Annotated in this window: 2 protein-coding genes; both read right to left on the reverse strand. The window is 36.5% G+C overall.

Annotated features, from left to right (window positions below; genetic code table 11):
* Positions 1–581, reverse strand: a 581-nt coding sequence (locus ACFI6G_RS22165) for a hypothetical protein (protein ID WP_462710481.1), incomplete at its 3' end; no start/stop codon positions are given.
* Positions 582–594: 13 nt separating this feature from the next.
* Positions 595–788: hypothetical protein (locus tag ACFI6G_RS22170; protein WP_462710482.1), on the reverse strand; the 194-nt coding region annotated here is incomplete at its 5' end.

Below are 788 nucleotides of genomic sequence, written 5' to 3' on the forward strand. Positions count from 1 at the left end.
TCTTTATAATCGTCACCAATATACATTTGGTCTGAGAAAGGGGATATTGCATAAGCAAGATGCTCAACAAGTGTATCTCGATTTGAGAAATCACTTTCTTCTAAATTGATCATCTGCGCAATGATTGCACTATCGATGAAAGTGCCACTTAGCCAGTTAGATGTCGAAGCATAACCTGCACACCAACGTAAATTATTAGAAGTGGTGAAGACTTCGATCAACTCAGTATTCCCCCCGACAAAACATGAACCGAACATGACCCCTGTTATGTTGTACTGTTTTGATTTCATGCCAATAGCGAAAAGAATATCTTCTAACTTCATATTACCTATTTTCTGCTTGTACCCATGAGCTGCAATATAAACAATAGTGTTAGAAAACCTGACCTTACAAAGGCATTCTAAGGCATATTCAAAGCTCTTTTTGTCATAAAAATTAGCATGGTAAACTTCTGTATCCCCTGCTAATTTTGCAACACCTTCAATAAAAGGCACAACACTTGAACGGTTAGAGTCACCATCATCCAACTCCCATGGACTTTCCAGCACCAGTATTCCCCGATTAGCACTATGTCTTGCCATCTTTAGTTCCTTTTTAAACAATTTTGGTATTCATTAAAGTTAAATTTGCAGCCATCATCTGAGTAAATCGTAAGGTAAGCTCCAAGCTTGAAAAATAGGCTTTGCTCTTCTTAGTTATTCCCAGCGTCGGTATTGAAGAATTTTTTCTAATTATCAAGATTATAATACCAAAATCGCTAGGTAAGTTGTTCACTTTTAAGTTATTAA

The organism is Vibrio sp. PSi01, assembly GCF_054960695.1.